This window comes from Pseudomonas sp. NPDC090208 (genome assembly GCF_044746785.1).
In the GTDB taxonomy this organism is placed as follows: Bacteria; Pseudomonadota; Gammaproteobacteria; order Pseudomonadales; family Pseudomonadaceae; genus Aquipseudomonas.
In genome coordinates, this window is record NZ_JBIVCU010000001.1 from 626,925 (window position 1) to 640,853 (window position 13,929).

Here is a 13,929-nt window from a genome sequence, read left to right on the forward strand (position 1 = left end):
AACCCGCCCAAGGAGTTCTTCATGAGCAAGACCGTCATCTCCAGCGACAAAGCCCCTGCCGCCATCGGCACGTACTCGCAGGCCATCAAGGCTGGCAATACCGTGTACATGTCCGGCCAGATTCCGCTGGATCCGAAGACCATGGAACTGGTTGAGGGCTTCGAAGCCCAGACCGTTCAGGTCTTCGAGAACCTGAAAGCCGTGGCCGAAGCGGCAGGCGGTTCGTTCAAGGACATCGTCAAGCTGAACATCTTCCTCACCGACCTGAGCCACTTCGCCAAGGTCAACGAGATCATGGGCAAGTACTTCGCTCAGCCTTACCCAGCTCGCGCCGCCATCGGTGTTGCCGCACTGCCACGTGGTGCCCAGGTTGAGATGGACGCGGTACTGGTTCTCGAGTAAATCCCTCGGCGGAGCGTGTTCACGCTCCGCCTTCCAAAAGCACTGAAAGGACTCCGCCCATGCGCGTCGCGTTCGCCCTCTCACTGCTGGCCGCGCTGCTCAGCGGCTGCGCCAGCCACTCCAACCAAAGCCCGGACGGCACCTGGATCAACCAGGCGGCCATCGATGCAGCAGCCGAAGGCGGCAACCTGCGTCAGGCCCTGCTGGCCTACGGACCGAATCTGGAATGGAACATCAACACCAAAGCCCATCAAGCTGTGGCTTCCAACGGTTTCGAGCTGAGCGAAGGCACCATTGCCAGCAACGTCGACGGCAAGTTGCGTGTCGACTTTTACGGCAATACGTCCGACGAGCTGGTGATCAAGGGCAAGGATCTGGTGCAAAGCGCCAGCGACTCCAGCCCTGAACAACACTTCCGCGCACCCAAGGAAGCGGCTCCGGTCGGCGCCCAACCGGGCACCAGTTTCGAGCGCGCACTGTATTCGGCTTACATCGGCGGCAAATGGACCATCGTCAGCGGCGAAGGCCAGGGCAGCGTTGTCGAGTTCCAGCCTGACGGCAGCGTGAGTGGCCTGCCGGGCAATGACCGCTATGCGTTGTGCCTGGCCGGCGACTGTGCCGCCATGAGCGGCGAGTACGACAGCATGTGGCTGGAGAAGAACGAGCGCGGCAACCCGTGGATTTTCGTGCGTCAGGGCAAACAGCTGGAAATCTTCCAGGCAGTGAACCAGGCCCAGGCCACCGAGATGCCCGACCTGCGTCCGGGCGAACGCCACTGGGTGCTGGAGCGCAAGTAATGCTGTGGCTCTTTGTGGGAGGGAGCCCTGCTCGCGAATGCGTTCGGTCAGACACTACTGCAATGACTGGCACTACGCTTTCGCGAGCAGGGCTCCCTCCCACAGAGCTTGTGGCGATTGAGAAGCTTCAGCACGACGCATGATCAGTTAGTCATCACTCCTGCAACATCGCCTCATACCCCTCGCGATAACTCGCATAACGAGGCACCCAGCCCAACGCCCGTGCCCGGGCATTGCTGCAACGCTTGCTGCCGGCGCGGCGCACGCTGTTTTCGTCCGCCCATTGCGTCACTCCCAGGCGCTGGCGCAGCCAGTCGACCACCTCGGCCAGCGGCGCGGGCGCATCGTCGACACCCAGGTAGCAATCCTCCAGCGCGCTCCCCTTCACGTCGGCCTGCAGCAGAAACGCCAGCAACCCTGCCGCATCGTCGGCATGAATACGGTTGCCGTACAGCGGCGGATCGATAGCGACGCTGTAGCCCTGACGCACACGGTTCATCAGGTCGCTGCGACCGGGTCCGTAAATGCCGGTGAGCCGCACGATGCTGGCGGGGAAGCCGCAACTCAGCGCCAGCGCTTCAGCCTCGCGCATGACCACACCGGAAAAACCGGTCGCTTCGGCCGGCGAGGTTTCATCGATCCATTCGCCCTGCTGCTGCCCGTAAACGCTGCTGCTGGACACGAAAATCACCCGTTTTGGCTTCTGCCCGCTGCGCTCGGTCCAGCTCAGAACATGCCGCAGCCCCTCGACATACGCTGCGCGATAGCCGGCCTCGTCGCGCTGAGAAGGCGTCGCGCAGTACACCAGATAGTCGATACGGCCTTCCGGCCACTGCTCCGGCATGCGCGCGTCGAACAGGTCGCCGCTGACACCCAGAACCCCCGCTGGCAGCTTCGCCACCGATCGGCGCAGGCCGCATACCGTCCAGCCATGGGGCAACAATTGCGAAGCCAGTCGGCCGCCGATATCACCGCATCCAGCAATCAAAACAGAGGGGGCAGCCATGGACATTCTCCAGACAAAATGACGTTTCAAGCCGCAAAACCGGACTGCGAAGCGACCATCGGGACGCATTACCGGCAAAAAAAAGCGACGCTATTACTTCTGTTAACAAGAATTACTTGCAATAATGTCGGCCCTTTGTTCTTCTCCGCTCGCCTCGTGCCAGCGCGACGCATCAGAACGAAACACCTATCTTCATTTCAGGTCGGGCCAGCATGACATCTATTCAATCCGCCGCTTCGTCAACCTCCGCCTCGGGTCTGCCACGCGCAGGGCGCGCCCTCGCTGCCGTGCTGTTCAGCCTGATGCTGACGCCTGTCGCCCTCGCTGACTCCAGCGCTCCGGCACCACAAGCCCCTGCCGCACAGGCAGCAGCGCCGGCGTCCGCTTCGGTTGACAACGCCGCTGCGCCGACGGCTCAGGATACTGCCGCCGCCGCGCCGGTTGAATCGCTGGAACCCGCCGCAGGCGAAGACAACAGCCTGGGCATGTCCCACGACCTGTCGCCATGGGGCATGTACAAGAACGCCGACATCATCGTCAAAGCCGTGATGATCGGTCTGGCCATCGCCTCGATCATCACCTGGACCATCTGGATCGCCAAGGGTCTGGAACTGCTGGGCGCCAAACGCCGTCTGCGTGGCGAAATCGCCGCCCTCAAGCGTGCCCGCACGCTGGAAGAAGCCAGCGCCGGTGCCAAGAAGGAAGGCACTCTGGCCAACCTGCTGGTGCATGACGCCATGGAAGAAATGCACCTGTCGGTCAACAGCCGCGAGCGTGAAGGCATCAAGGAACGCGTCAGCTTCCGCCTGGAACGTCTGGTCGCCGCCTGTGGACGCAACATGAGCATGGGCACCGGCGTGCTCGCCACCATCGGTTCGACCGCGCCGTTCGTGGGCCTGTTCGGTACCGTGTGGGGCATCATGAACAGCTTCATCGGCATCGCCAAGACCCAAACCACCAACCTCGCCGTCGTGGCGCCGGGTATCGCCGAAGCCCTGTTGGCGACCGCGCTGGGTCTGGTTGCCGCGATTCCTGCTGTGGTCATCTACAACGTCTTCGCCCGCTCCATCGCCGGCTACAAGGCGCAGGTATCCGACGCATCGGCCCAGGTGCTGCTGCTGGTCAGCCGCGATCTGGACCACCAGCCGGTCGCCGAGCGTCAGCAGCCGCACATGGTCAAGATGGGGTAATTCATGGGCCTGCATCTTAACGAAGGTGGCGACGACCTCGCCGAGAACCACGAAATCAACGTGACGCCGTTCATCGACGTCATGCTGGTACTGCTCATCATCTTCATGGTGGCAGCACCGCTGGCCACCGTGGACATCAAGGTTGATCTCCCCGCCTCGACCGCGAAACCCGCGCCCAGGCCGGAGAAGCCGATCTTTCTCAGCGTCAAGGCCGACCAGAGCCTTTACCTGGGCGACGACAAGGTCGCCCGCGAGCAGATCGGGCCGATCCTCGATGCCAAGACCAAAGGCAACAAGGACACCACCATCTTCTTCCAGGCCGACAAAGGCGTGGACTACGGCGACCTGATGGAAGTCATGAACGCCCTGCGTGGCGCCGGCTACCTGAAAGTCGGTCTGGTCGGTCTTGAGACGGTTGGTAAGAAATGATCAATACGCGCCAAAAACTGACGCGCTATAGCGGTAGTCTGTTGTTGGTGCTGGCGGTTCACGCCGTGGCGATTATTGTCGCGCTGCGCTGGTCCGCCCCGCAGGCCATCGAGCTGCCACCCGCAGCGATGATGGTCGAGCTGGCGCCGATACCCGAGCCTGCTCCACCGCCGCCACCGAAAGTGGTGCAACCGCCGCAGCCGCCCGCACCGGAAGAACAGTTGCCGATTCCGCCGATCGCCGAGGCGCCGAAGCCGGAAATCGCCATCCCGAAACCGGTCAAGCCAAAACCCAAGCCTCAGCCGCCCAAACCGGTGAAGAAGGTCGAGCCGCCGAAGGAAGAGAAGCCTGCCGATGAAAAACCGGTAGACACTCCGCCCTCCAACGCCAAACCGGAAAAATCGGCTGCACCGGAACCGGCTCCGCCGACGCCACCGAGCACCGCACTGCCAAGCTGGCAGGGTGATCTGTTGCGCCACCTGAGCAAGTTCAAGCGTTATCCGGAAGACGCTCGCCGCCGTGGCATGCAGGGCATCAACCGCCTGCGCTTCGTGGTGGATGGCGAAGGTCGCGTGCTGTCGTACGAAATTGCCGGTGGTTCCGGCAGCGCGGCGCTGGATCGGGCCACGCTGGAAATGATCCGTCGTGCCCAGCCACTGCCAAAGCCACCAGCCGAATTGCTCAACAACGGCACGCTGGAAGTGGTCGCTCCGTTTGTTTACTCGCTGGACAAGCGTTGAAATCACGGATTTTGCGACAACGGAGGGTCTGATAACGTGCGTCTATCGATTGCACCCGCTATGCTGGGGCCGCAACTTCATGGACGCACGCTATGACCCTCACAGAATTGCGCTATATCGTAACCCTCGCTCAAGAGCAGCACTTCGGCCACGCGGCCGAACGCTGCCACGTCAGCCAGCCGACCCTGTCGGTAGGCGTCAAGAAGCTGGAAGATGAACTCGGTGTGCTGATTTTCGAGCGCAGCAAGAGTGCGGTACGTCTTACGCCGGTTGGCGAGGGCATCGTGGCTCAGGCGCAGAAAGTCCTTGAACAGGCCCAGGGCATTCGTGAACTGGCGCAGACCGGCAAGAACCAGCTGACCGCCCCGCTGAAAGTCGGCGCGATCTATACCGTCGGTCCTTACCTGTTCCCGCATCTGATTCCGCAACTGCACCGGGTCGCCCCCCAAATGCCGTTGTACATCGAAGAGAACTTCACCCATATCCTGCGCGACAAGCTGCGCAATGGTGAACTCGACGCGATCATCGTCGCTCTGCCGTTCAATGAGGCCGACGTGTTGACCATGTCGCTGTACGACGAACCGTTCTCGGTGCTGATGCCGGCCGACCATCCATGGACCCAGAAAGAAACCATCGACGCCTCGGCGCTCAACGACAAGAGCCTGTTGCTGCTGGGTGAAGGTCACTGCTTCCGCGATCAGGTGCTGGAAGCCTGTCCGACGCTGGTCAAGGGTGGCGACAGCGCCAAGCACACCACGGTGGAATCCAGCTCGCTGGAGACCATCCGCCACATGGTCGCTTCGGGGCTGGGCGTATCGATCCTGCCGATGTCGGCAGTCGACAGCCACCATTACGCGCCCGGCGTGATCGAAGTGCGTCCACTGTCGGCACCGGTGCCTTTCCGCACTGTGGCCATCGCCTGGCGTGCCAGCTTCCCGCGACCAAAAGCCATCGAAATCCTCGCCGACTCGATCCGCCTGTGTTCGGTCGCCCGCCCTAAAGCCCAGGCGCAGGCGAGCTAAGCGACGGTATGACAGAGCTGTCCCACGTCTCGGTCACGGCGCTCAAGGGCGTCGGCGAGGCCATGGCGGAAAAGCTGGCGAAAGTCGGTCTGGAAAACATACAGGACGTGCTTTTCCACCTGCCGCTGCGTTATCAGGACCGCACCCGCGTCGTGCCGATTGGTGCCCTGCGCCCCGGCCAGGACGCGGTGGTCGAAGGCGTCGTCAGCGGTGCCGATGTGGTCATGGGCAAACGCCGTAGCCTGCTGGTGCGTCTGGGTGACGGCACCGGCGTGCTGAGCCTGCGCTTCTACCACTTCAGCAACGCGCAGAAGGACGGCCTCAAACGCGGCACCCATCTGCGTTGCTACGGAGAAGCACGGCCCGGCGCTTCGGGGCTGGAGATCTATCACCCCGAATACCGCTCGATCACCGGCGAAGAACACATCGCCGTGGAACAGACGCTGACGCCGATCTACCCGACCACAGAAGGCCTGACCCAGCAGCGCTTGCGCCAGCTGAGCCAGCAGAGTCTCGGCATGCTCGGCCCGCGCAGCCTGCCGGACTGGTTGCCGGACGAACTGGCCCGGGATTACCAGTTGGCGCCACTGGCCGACGCCATCCGCTATCTGCACCATCCACCGGCAGACGCTGACGTCGAAGAACTTGCCCTCGGCCACCACTGGGCCCAGCACCGGCTGGCATTCGAAGAACTGCTGACCCATCAGCTGTCCCAGCAACGCCTGCGCGAAAGCCTGCGCTCCCAGCGCGCACCGGCATTGCCGCTCGCCAAACGCCTGCCCAAGAAATTCCTCGCCAACCTTGGCTTCCCTCCCACGGGGGCACAGCAACGGGTAGGCAAGGAAATCGCCTACGATCTCAGTCAGCAGGAGCCTATGCTGCGCCTGATCCAGGGTGACGTGGGTGCCGGCAAGACCGTGGTCGCTGCGCTGGCCGCCCTGCAGGCACTGGAAGCCGGTTATCAGGTGGCGTTGATGGCGCCGACCGAGATTCTCGCCGAACAGCATTTCATCAACTTCACTCGCTGGCTGCAGCCGCTGGGTATCGAAACCGCATGGCTGGCCGGCAAGCTCAAGGGCAAGGCCCGCGCCGCGTCGCTGGAACAGATCGCCAACGGCGTGCCGATGGTCGTCGGTACCCATGCGCTGTTTCAGGACGAAGTGCAGTTCAAAAACCTTGCGCTGGTGATCATCGACGAGCAACACCGCTTCGGCGTCCAGCAACGGCTGGCGCTGCGCAAGAAAGGTGTCGGCGGAAACATGTGCCCGCACCAATTGATCATGACCGCCACGCCGATCCCGCGCACCCTGGCGATGAGCGCCTATGCCGACCTCGACACGTCGATCCTCGACGAGCTGCCGCCGGGGCGTACGCCGGTCAACACCGTACTGGTGGCCGACAGCCGCCGCATCGAAGTGGTCGAGCGGGTGCGCAATGCGTGTGCCGAGGGGCGCCAGGCGTATTGGGTCTGCACGCTGATCGAGGAGTCGGAAGAGCTGACCTGTCAGGCCGCCGAAACCACTTTCGAAGAGCTGACCAGCGCCTTGGGCGAACTCAAGGTCGGGTTGATCCATGGCCGCATGAAGCCTGCTGAAAAGGCGGCCGTCATGGCCGAATTCAAACAGGGCAATCTGCAATTGCTGGTCGCCACGACAGTCATCGAAGTCGGCGTGGACGTCCCCAATGCCAGCCTGATGATCATCGAAAACCCGGAACGTCTGGGGTTGGCGCAACTCCACCAGTTACGCGGTCGGGTCGGACGTGGCAGCGCTGTCAGCCATTGCGTGCTGTTGTACCATCCACCGCTGTCGCAGATCGGTAAACAGCGACTGGGGATCATGCGTGAAACCAACGACGGCTTCGTCATCGCCGAAAAGGATCTGGAGCTGCGAGGCCCTGGCGAGATGTTGGGAACACGGCAAACCGGCCTGCTGCAATTCAAGGTGGCGGACCTGATGCGCGACGCCGATCTGCTGCCGGCAGTACGCGACGCGGCACAGGCATTGCTGGAGCGTTGGCCGCATCATGTCAGTCCGCTGCTGGAACGCTGGCTGCGACATGGGCAGCAATATGGCCAAGTGTGAAACAGTCAGCGCAATTACGAGTGTGTCTCACCTATAGAACAACTAAGCTGGTTATACTTCAGCAATTGTAGGAATCTGGATACAGACCATGACAGAAGTTGCCCAAATCGACGCAACCCAACACGCCCCGTCTGTCATCCGGCAGTTGCTTGGCACAGCCGCCATCAGCTACCGCGAAGTCATGGACGACGAAACACTTCCGGCCGCACAGAAAGTCCAGGCCATTCTGGTCGGTGACTCGGTCGGCGCGATGCTGATCCTGTTCCCGCAGAATCAGTTGCTGGACCTCAATCGCATCACCGACCTGACCGGACGCAACATGACCGCGATGCCTCGCGAGCGTCTGGAACAACTGCTGAGCCGCCAGAGCCTGCACTCCCTGCCTGCCATTCCGGCCCTGATCGGTTCGCCGTGCCTGTACGACGAGCGCTTGCTGCAGGAAAGTACCCTGCTGATCGACTCCGGCGAGCCGGGCCTGCTACTGGAAATCAGCAGCAATGACTTCAAGACCCTGATGAGCAAGGCCAGCGCTGCACGCATCGGCGAAGCCGTGACCTCGGTCCAACCCAATCTGACGCGCCCGACCGACGACGTCGAAGAAATCACCAAGGCGGTACAGAATTTCACTGCGCGCCGCATCCAGCAGCGCCTGGAAGCCACCGTTGAAATCCCGCCGCTGGCCGACACTGCGCAGAAAATCATCAAGCTGCGGGTCGACCCTGACGCCACCGTCGACGACATCACCGGCGTGGTCGAAACCGACCCGGCACTGGCTGCACAGGTCGTGAGCTGGGCGGCGTCGCCGTACTACGGCTCGGCCGGCAAGATCCGTTCGGTGGAAGATGCCATCGTCCGCGTGCTGGGCTTCGATCTGGTGATCAACCTGGCACTGGGTCTGGCCCTGGGCAAGACTCTGGCGCTGCCGAAAGATCATCCGCAACACGCCACGCCGTACTGGCAGCAGTCGATCTACACCGCCGCCGTCATCGAAGGCCTGACCCGCGCCATGCCGCGCGCCAAGCGTCCGGAAAGCGGCCTGACCTACCTGGCCGGCCTGCTGCACAACTTCGGTTATCTGCTGCTGGCCCACGTGTTTCCGCCGCATTTCTCGCTGATCTGCCGGCAGATCGAGGTCAACCCGCACCTGCATCACAGCTTCGTCGAGCAGCACCTGCTGGGCATTTCCCGCGAGCAGATCGGCGCCTGGCAGATGCGCAGCTGGGACATGCCGGAAGAGCTGACCACTGCCCTGCGCTTCCAGCACGACCCGCAGTACGCCGGCGAGTACCACGAGTACGCCAACCTGGTGTGCCTCGCGGTTCGCCTGCTACGCAAGGAAGGCATCGGCTCGGGCCCGATGGAGGCCATTCCTGACGAGCTGTTCGAGCGTCTGGAACTGACCCGCGAAAAGGCCCAGGACGTTGTGCAGAAGGTGCTGGAAGCCGAAACGCTGCTGCGTGAACTGGCTTCGCAGTTTCACTGAGTCGAACCACAAGCCGCGTCCTGCAACAACTGTAGGAGCGCGGCTTGTCCCGCGACCTGCCGGGCACCGGCAGTAAATCCTGAGAATGCGCTGTTTCAGACACAACCGAGGTAGCTGATTTTACTGCTGCTTCGCAGCAGGTCGCGGGACAAGCCACACTCCTACAGGAATCTCAGCCCTTCTTCTTCCTTGGCTTCAAATACTTCGTCAGCCCCTGAAACCACATCACCAGCCCGGTATTGCCGCTGACCTGGATGTGCTTGTCCTGAATCCCCTGCATGAACGCCAGTTGCTTGTTCTTCGCCTGCATTGTGGCAAAGCCGTAGGCGGCATCGCGAAAGGCAATGGCGAAGGCCGGTTCGGCAATCGCGCCGGCGCGGCTGCTGACACGCTGATCACGCACCCGGAAATGCCGGGCCACCTTGCCATCGGACGTCTGTAGCTGGAAGGTCAGGTCCTTGCCCGCCAGTTGCTGCTGAAAGGCCGGGTTGTTGCGGCTGGCACGGGCCATCAACAGGCCCAGCATCCAGAGAAGAAAACGAAATTTCATGCTCAAGGCCTCATGGGGTCGGCTGCGAAAAGCGCAGTCCGCCGCAGTGTAACGGGCTTGAAGATCGGCCGTGCGACGAGAACCAGGCGGTCGCAAAGTGGCGAGCCAGAGCTGTAGGAGCGCGCTTGCCCGCGATGGCGTTCGCCTTGGCACATCGATATCGCCTGACACGTCGCCATCGCGAGCAAGCTCACTCCTACAATATTTCATGCATGAAAAATGGGCACCCAACCGCATTGGTGTGCCCATTTTGCTGTACGCGCCGTTCGCCTTCCGCAAGACGTCCGGCGTTGGATTACGGGTTGACGCTGTCCTTCAGGAATTTGCCTGGCTTGAAGGCCACGGTGTTGCTGGCCTTGATCTTGACCGGCTCGCCGGTTTGCGGGTTTTTGCCGGTGCGCGCGCCACGATGGCGTTGCAGGAAGGTGCCGAAGCCTACCAGCGTCACACTGTCCTTTTTGTGCAGAGCGTTGGTGATTTCATCGAGGACCGCATTGAGGACGCGGTTGGCTTGTTCTTTGGTGAGATCTGCTTTTTCAGCGATAGCGGCTGCGAGTTCTGGTTTACGCATATGAAGCCTCTTGTACGGTTTTTTGTTTTTATGTCCCGTCGTGTCCTTCCCGAACAGCGAGCGGGTGCCGCGACGGCTCTACGTAGCGGCAGACCGCAATGAGGATGGCATGCTGCCGAAGCACGCGCCAGTACGTGCGCCACGTTTGTATCAACAAAAACAGGGCTTATCCGACAGAACGACCGCTTTTTACGCCAGCAAGGCCGGCAACACCTTATTCAGCGCCAGTTTGTCCATTACCGCAGCGCCAGTCAGCGCGTAGCCCAGCAGGTTGCCGTCGGCATCACGGCACAGCGCCTTGATATCGGCGCCCTCGCCCTCGACTGTCCAGACGCCTTCCGTGCCCTTCGGTGGCGGCGATACCACCAGTGGGCAGACCGGGGTTTTCACGGTGATCGGCATCGGACCGTACTTCACCGCCGTCGGCGTTCCGGCCAGGGTTTGCGCCAGTGCGCGAGCGCAGCTCATCAGCGGCATGACGTACAGCAGGTTCAAGCCATCGACCTCGGCGCAGTCGCCCAGGGCGTAGATATTGGCGTGGGACGTCTGCAGCTGACGGTCAACGATCACGCCACGCCCGGTTTCCAGACCCGCCGCAGCGGCCAGGTCGACCCGTGGTCGCAGACCGATGGCCGAGACCACCAGATCGCAGTGCAGCACTTCGCCGTCGGACAGGTGCGCTTCCAGGCCGTCCCCCGAGCGCAACAGGCGCGTCAGTACCGGCCCCAGATGGAAACGCGCACCCAGACTTTCCAGGCCAGCCTGCACCGCAGCGGCTGCTGCCGGATGCAACAGGGTCGGCATGACTTGCTCGCACGGCGCCACCAGATCGACCTCATAGCCACCGACGATCAGGTCGTTGGCGAATTCGCAGCCGATCAGACCGGCACCGAGAATCAGCACCCGCCGCTTGCCCGCCGCTGCCGCGCGAAAACGCGCGTAATCTTCCAGATCGTTGATCGGGAAGATCGCGTCCTCGGCATCGCCGGTGACCGGGACTCGCACGGTGTCCGCCCCCCAGGCCAGCACCAGATCGCGGTAGTACACCGCCTCCTCGCCGATCCACAGGCGCTTGTGACCCGGATCGATGCCGCTGACGCGGGTGTGGGTACGCACTTCGGCTTTCAATTGCTCGGCCATGGCGCCCGGTTCGGCCATGCTCAGGCCGTCGGCTTCCTTGTTCTTGCCAAAGCCGGTGGACAACATCGGCTTGGAATAGGAACGGCCGTCATCGGTGGTGATCAGCAACAGCGGCGTTTCGCTATCGAGCTTGCGAAATTCCCGAGCCAGGTTGTAACCGGCCAGGCCAGTGCCGACGATCACCACAGGTGCGTTCATGCGTATCTTCCTATTCAGTTGAAAAATGGCTGTATGGATCAGCCGATTTCGATCATCTCGAAGTCCATCTTGCCCACCCCACAATCCGGGCAGAGCCAGTCTTCCGGCACGTCTTCCCAGCGTGTACCGGGGGCAATGCCGTCATCCGGCCAACCGTCGGCTTCGTTGTAAATCAGGCCACAGACAATGCATTGCCACTTTTTCATCGCTTGGTTCTCTCGTTCTTCACAGGCTGGACAGACCCGACCGCCATGGCTACGTTCGCGCATCTTTTTCGATCGGGTCTGGGCGTTTTACTGATCACGGGGCCTTCACGCAAGCGTCATCGACACACAGGCCAGAGCCCGGGGCTCAGTGCGCCCGCGCAATCATGCTAAGCTCGCCGCCTCGATTGCCGCCAATAAACGCTCACCGTGATCCAGCACAATCCTGCCAGTCCGACGCCCCAGTGGCAGTCGCGCGATCAACTGATCGATGCACCTGCGCCACTGGGCCTTGAGTGGTTGTTCCACGAAGACTCCCTCACTCGCCGCCTCACCCGCTTGTCCCATGACGGTTTCAGCGTCGTGCCGCTGTTCGAAGGCTGGCAGTTTCTGCGTGATGACGAGTGCAGCGCGTTGCGCCTGCCCGCCGGCAGCGAAGGCTGGGTGCGTGAGGTGTACTTGCTAGGCCACGGCGAACCCTGGGTATTCGCCCGCAGCGTGGCGGGCCGCCAGGCGCTGGAACACGACGGTCTGCACATGGACGAACTCGGCACCCGCTCGCTGGGCGAACTGCTGTTCAGCGACAGAGCCTTCGCCCGTGGGCCGCTGGAAATCTGCCGCTACCCTGCACCATGGCTGCCCGACGCCGACCGCGAAGACCAACTGTGGGGGCGCCGCTCCTGTTTCAGCCGGGGGCCGCTGAGCATTCTGGTGGCCGAAGTCTTTCTGCCGACCGTCTGGCACGCCATCGAAACCGCCGATTCCAACGCCAAGGAGCGCCACTGATGTACCTGTCGTTGCTCAAATCCTTGAACCGCCTGCATCCACGGGCCTGGGATTTCATTCAACTGATGCGGATCGACAAGCCCATCGGCATTTATCTGCTGCTGTGGCCGACGCTGTGGGCCTTGTGGATTGCCGGCAAGGGCTCACCGTCGCTGGGCAACGTGCTGATTTTCGTGGTCGGCGTGTTCCTGATGCGCGCTGCCGGCTGCGTGATCAACGACTTCGCCGACCGCAAGGTCGACGGCCACGTCAAACGCACCGAATTGCGTCCACTGGCCAGCGGCAAGGTCAGTTCCAAAGAAGCCCTGATGCTGTTCGCCGTGCTGGTGGGCCTGAGTTTCGTGCTGGTCCTGCTGACCAACGCCACCACCATTTGGCTGTCGTTCGGCGGTCTGGCGCTGGCGGCCTGTTACCCGTTCATGAAGCGCTACACCTATTACCCGCAGGTGGTGCTGGGCGCGGCATTCTCCTGGGGCATGCCGATGGCGTTCACCGCCGAGACCGGCGACCTGCCGGCGGCTGCGTGGCTGCTGTACATCGCCAACCTGCTGTGGACCGTGGGCTACGACACTTACTACGCGATCACCGACCGCGAAGACGATCTGAAGATCGGCGTGAAATCCACCGCCGTGCTGTTCGGCGAGGCCGACCGGGTGATCATTCTGACCCTGCAAGGCCTGGCGCTGTTCTGCCTGATGCTGGCCGGGTCGCGCTTCGAGCTGGGCCTGTATTTCTTCCTGGGCCTGCTGGTGGCTGCCGGCTGCTTCGCCTGGGAATTCTGGTCAACCCGGGACAAGGATCCACAGGCCTGCTTCAGGGCGTTTCTGCACAATCATTGGGCAGGCCTGGCGATTTTCCTGGGGATCGTGGTCGATTACGCGCTGCGCTGACCCTGTCGGCCAGCGCAACGTAGAGGTGAATCAGGGTTTGGCGAGGTGCCAGACGTCGTTCTTGCCGTCGCCGGTCTTGTCGCCAGCGGCCTTGTCGCCCTTGAAGGTGTACAGCGGCTTGCCTTTATAGACCCACTGCGACGCACCGTCGTCGCGCTTGATGATGGTCCAGTCGCCCTCGGCCTTTTCGCCGGCGGCGGCCACCAGCGGCGGCCAGTTCACCGCGCACTGATCGTTGCACACTGACTTGCCGGCGGAGGTGTCCTTGTCGAAGGTGTACAGCGTCATGCCGTGGTGGTCGGTCAGTACGCCGTCCTTCTCCATGGCCTGGTGATGGGCGAAAGCCATTCCGGAAGTCGTCAGCGCAGCAGCAGCCAAAAGCCCTAAAACAGCAGATGAAATTTTAGCCATCAGATAAAGCCCCATTTTGTGGTGGTT

Annotated in this window: 16 protein-coding genes; 10 read left to right on the top strand and 6 right to left on the bottom strand. The window is 62.2% G+C overall.

Features of this window, described 5'->3' with window-relative positions; all coding sequences use genetic code 11:
• Positions 1-21: 21 nt before the first annotated feature.
• Together ACIPL0_RS02765 and ACIPL0_RS02770 are read left to right on the top strand one after the other, a co-directional pair.
• Positions 22-402, top strand: coding sequence for a RidA family protein (locus tag ACIPL0_RS02765; RefSeq protein WP_400596809.1), 381 nt, complete (start codon positions 22-24; stop codon positions 400-402).
• Between the two features lie 59 nt (positions 403-461).
• Entirely contained in the window at positions 462-1,199 is a 738-nt protein-coding gene (locus ACIPL0_RS02770) for a hypothetical protein (RefSeq protein WP_400596810.1), read from the top strand.
• Between the two features lie 154 nt (positions 1,200-1,353).
• Here ACIPL0_RS02770 and ACIPL0_RS02775 read toward each other — a convergent pair whose 3' ends face one another.
• Positions 1,354-2,205, bottom strand: coding sequence for an SDR family oxidoreductase (locus tag ACIPL0_RS02775; protein WP_400596811.1), 852 nt, complete (start codon positions 2,203-2,205; stop codon positions 1,354-1,356).
• Positions 2,206-2,417: 212 nt separating this feature from the next.
• On the opposite strand from ACIPL0_RS02775, the gene exbB reads away from it, so the two are divergent.
• The 6 genes from exbB to ACIPL0_RS02805 all read left to right on the top strand — a co-directional run bounded on the left by exbB (position 2,418) and on the right by ACIPL0_RS02805 (position 9,153).
• Positions 2,418-3,395: a tonB-system energizer ExbB gene (exbB, locus tag ACIPL0_RS02780; protein WP_400596812.1), complete on the top strand. Its 978-nt coding sequence runs from the start codon at positions 2,418-2,420 to the stop codon at positions 3,393-3,395.
• Positions 3,396-3,398: 3 nt separating this feature from the next.
• Positions 3,399-3,824, top strand: coding sequence for a TonB system transport protein ExbD (gene exbD, locus ACIPL0_RS02785; RefSeq protein WP_400596813.1), 426 nt, complete (start codon positions 3,399-3,401; stop codon positions 3,822-3,824).
• On the top strand, positions 3,821-4,564 hold the full coding sequence (locus ACIPL0_RS02790) for an energy transducer TonB (RefSeq protein WP_400596814.1): 744 nt from the start codon (positions 3,821-3,823) through the stop codon (positions 4,562-4,564). Before exbD ends, ACIPL0_RS02790 begins: the two co-directional genes overlap by 4 nt.
• Before the next feature lie 92 nt (positions 4,565-4,656).
• The gene (locus tag ACIPL0_RS02795) at positions 4,657-5,586 is read left to right on the top strand and encodes a hydrogen peroxide-inducible genes activator (RefSeq protein WP_400596815.1); all 930 of its coding nucleotides are present in this window, start codon (positions 4,657-4,659) and stop codon (positions 5,584-5,586) included.
• Between the two features lie 8 nt (positions 5,587-5,594).
• Entirely contained in the window at positions 5,595-7,670 is a 2,076-nt protein-coding gene (recG, locus tag ACIPL0_RS02800; protein ID WP_400596816.1) for an ATP-dependent DNA helicase RecG, read from the top strand.
• Between the two features lie 88 nt (positions 7,671-7,758).
• Complete coding sequence (locus ACIPL0_RS02805) at positions 7,759-9,153, top strand: aminoacyl-tRNA deacylase and HDOD domain-containing protein (protein ID WP_400596817.1); 1,395 nt, start codon at positions 7,759-7,761, stop codon at positions 9,151-9,153.
• Positions 9,154-9,325: 172 nt separating this feature from the next.
• Here the strand turns inward: ACIPL0_RS02805 and ACIPL0_RS02810 are convergent, their stop codons facing one another.
• From ACIPL0_RS02810 to ACIPL0_RS02825, 4 genes are all read right to left on the bottom strand, one after another.
• Positions 9,326-9,703 carry an SCP2 sterol-binding domain-containing protein gene (locus ACIPL0_RS02810; RefSeq protein ID WP_400596818.1) on the bottom strand — a complete coding sequence of 126 codons (378 nt, stop codon included), beginning with the start codon at positions 9,701-9,703 and terminating at the stop codon, positions 9,326-9,328.
• A gap of 295 nt (positions 9,704-9,998) precedes the next feature.
• On the bottom strand, positions 9,999-10,274 hold the full coding sequence (locus ACIPL0_RS02815) for an HU family DNA-binding protein (RefSeq protein WP_037017594.1): 276 nt from the start codon (positions 10,272-10,274) through the stop codon (positions 9,999-10,001).
• A 189-nt stretch (positions 10,275-10,463) separates the two neighbouring features.
• A complete protein-coding gene (locus ACIPL0_RS02820) occupies positions 10,464-11,612 on the bottom strand; it encodes an NAD(P)/FAD-dependent oxidoreductase (protein WP_400596819.1) in 1,149 nt (382 codons plus the stop codon).
• A 38-nt stretch (positions 11,613-11,650) separates the two neighbouring features.
• Positions 11,651-11,818, bottom strand: coding sequence for a rubredoxin (locus tag ACIPL0_RS02825; RefSeq protein WP_062379816.1), 168 nt, complete (start codon positions 11,816-11,818; stop codon positions 11,651-11,653).
• 207 nt (positions 11,819-12,025) lie between these two features.
• On the opposite strand from ACIPL0_RS02825, the gene ACIPL0_RS02830 reads away from it, so the two are divergent.
• A complete protein-coding gene (locus ACIPL0_RS02830; RefSeq protein ID WP_400596821.1) occupies positions 12,026-12,601 on the top strand; it encodes a chorismate--pyruvate lyase family protein in 576 nt (191 codons plus the stop codon).
• Complete coding sequence (gene ubiA / locus ACIPL0_RS02835) at positions 12,601-13,491, top strand: 4-hydroxybenzoate octaprenyltransferase (protein ID WP_400596822.1); 891 nt, start codon at positions 12,601-12,603, stop codon at positions 13,489-13,491. The genes ACIPL0_RS02830 and ubiA overlap by 1 nt, the downstream gene beginning before the upstream one ends.
• Positions 13,492-13,521: 30 nt before the next feature.
• On the opposite strand, the gene ACIPL0_RS02840 is transcribed toward ubiA, so the two are convergent.
• On the bottom strand, positions 13,522-13,902 hold the full coding sequence (locus tag ACIPL0_RS02840; RefSeq protein WP_400596823.1) for a hypothetical protein: 381 nt from the start codon (positions 13,900-13,902) through the stop codon (positions 13,522-13,524).
• Between the last annotated feature and the right edge of the window lie 27 nt (positions 13,903-13,929).

Coding starts and splice junctions, on each gene's coding strand:
- ACIPL0_RS02770 (WP_400596810.1), top strand. CDS start 462: ATGCGCGTCGCGTTCGCCCTCTCACTGCTGGCCGCGCTGCTCAGCGGC.
- ACIPL0_RS02805 (WP_400596817.1), top strand. CDS start 7,759: ATGACAGAAGTTGCCCAAATCGACGCAACCCAACACGCCCCGTCTGTC.
- ACIPL0_RS02810 (WP_400596818.1), bottom strand. CDS start 9,703: ATGAAATTTCGTTTTCTTCTCTGGATGCTGGGCCTGTTGATGGCCCGT.
- ACIPL0_RS02765 (WP_400596809.1), top strand. CDS start 22: ATGAGCAAGACCGTCATCTCCAGCGACAAAGCCCCTGCCGCCATCGGC.
- ACIPL0_RS02795 (WP_400596815.1), top strand. CDS start 4,657: ATGACCCTCACAGAATTGCGCTATATCGTAACCCTCGCTCAAGAGCAG.
- ACIPL0_RS02840 (WP_400596823.1), bottom strand. CDS start 13,902: ATGGCTAAAATTTCATCTGCTGTTTTAGGGCTTTTGGCTGCTGCTGCG.
- ACIPL0_RS02775 (WP_400596811.1), bottom strand. CDS start 2,205: ATGGCTGCCCCCTCTGTTTTGATTGCTGGATGCGGTGATATCGGCGGC.
- exbB (WP_400596812.1), top strand. CDS start 2,418: ATGACATCTATTCAATCCGCCGCTTCGTCAACCTCCGCCTCGGGTCTG.
- ubiA (WP_400596822.1), top strand. CDS start 12,601: ATGTACCTGTCGTTGCTCAAATCCTTGAACCGCCTGCATCCACGGGCC.
- exbD (WP_400596813.1), top strand. CDS start 3,399: ATGGGCCTGCATCTTAACGAAGGTGGCGACGACCTCGCCGAGAACCAC.
- ACIPL0_RS02790 (WP_400596814.1), top strand. CDS start 3,821: ATGATCAATACGCGCCAAAAACTGACGCGCTATAGCGGTAGTCTGTTG.
- ACIPL0_RS02820 (WP_400596819.1), bottom strand. CDS start 11,612: ATGAACGCACCTGTGGTGATCGTCGGCACTGGCCTGGCCGGTTACAAC.
- ACIPL0_RS02825 (WP_062379816.1), bottom strand. CDS start 11,818: ATGAAAAAGTGGCAATGCATTGTCTGTGGCCTGATTTACAACGAAGCC.
- ACIPL0_RS02815 (WP_037017594.1), bottom strand. CDS start 10,274: ATGCGTAAACCAGAACTCGCAGCCGCTATCGCTGAAAAAGCAGATCTC.
- recG (WP_400596816.1), top strand. CDS start 5,595: ATGACAGAGCTGTCCCACGTCTCGGTCACGGCGCTCAAGGGCGTCGGC.